This is a genomic window from Microbacterium umsixpiens, from assembly GCF_053543675.1.
On the sequence record NZ_JBLVOH010000023.1, the window covers coordinates 50,758 to 51,408 of the forward strand.

The window sequence follows — 651 nt, forward strand, 5'->3', positions numbered from 1 at the left end:
GCCGGCGGCATGATCGACGCGGTGATCGCGTGCGCCGGCATCGCCGCGCCGATCTCGAAGACGATGGCCATCAACTACTTCGGCGTGACCGAGTTCCTGGGAGCGCTTCAGCCGACGTTGAGCCTGGCGGACCAGCCGCGCGCCGCCGTGGTCTCGTCGATGGCCTCGCTGCAGCCGGTATCGGCCGAACTCGTCGACGCCGCGCTGAGCGCCCACGAGGCGCTGGCGCTGTCGATCGGCGACCAGCTCGCGACCACCCCGGAGGCCGGATTCCTGAACTACTCGTCGAGCAAGCGCGCACTGTCACGCTGGGTCCGCCGCGAATCCGTGACACCGGCATGGGCCGGCGCCGGGATTCCGCTGAACGCCGTCGCCCCCGGCACCGTCACCACGCCGATGACGGCAGGGCTGCTCGGGAACCCGGAGGGTCTGGCGCAGGTCGACGCCGCGGTGCCGATGCCGCTCAACTACCACCAGCCGGCGTCGTCCATCGCCGAACTGCTGGTGTGGCTGACGAGCCCGGCCAACACCCACATGGCCGGCCAGACCATCTATTGCGACGGGGGCGCCGACGCAGTGCTCCGCGGCGACGACATCTGGTCGTGGAACGACGCCCCTCGCCGCTGACGCGCAGGGGATGACCGGGGCCCC

General features: G+C 71.3%; 1 protein-coding gene. It reads left to right on the forward strand.

Features of this window, described 5'->3' with window-relative positions:
- A partial coding sequence (locus tag ACNPM4_RS02335) for an SDR family oxidoreductase (RefSeq protein WP_448984553.1) occupies positions 1-627 on the forward strand: 627 nt, incomplete at its 5' end.
- Positions 628-651: the final 24 nt, after the last annotated feature.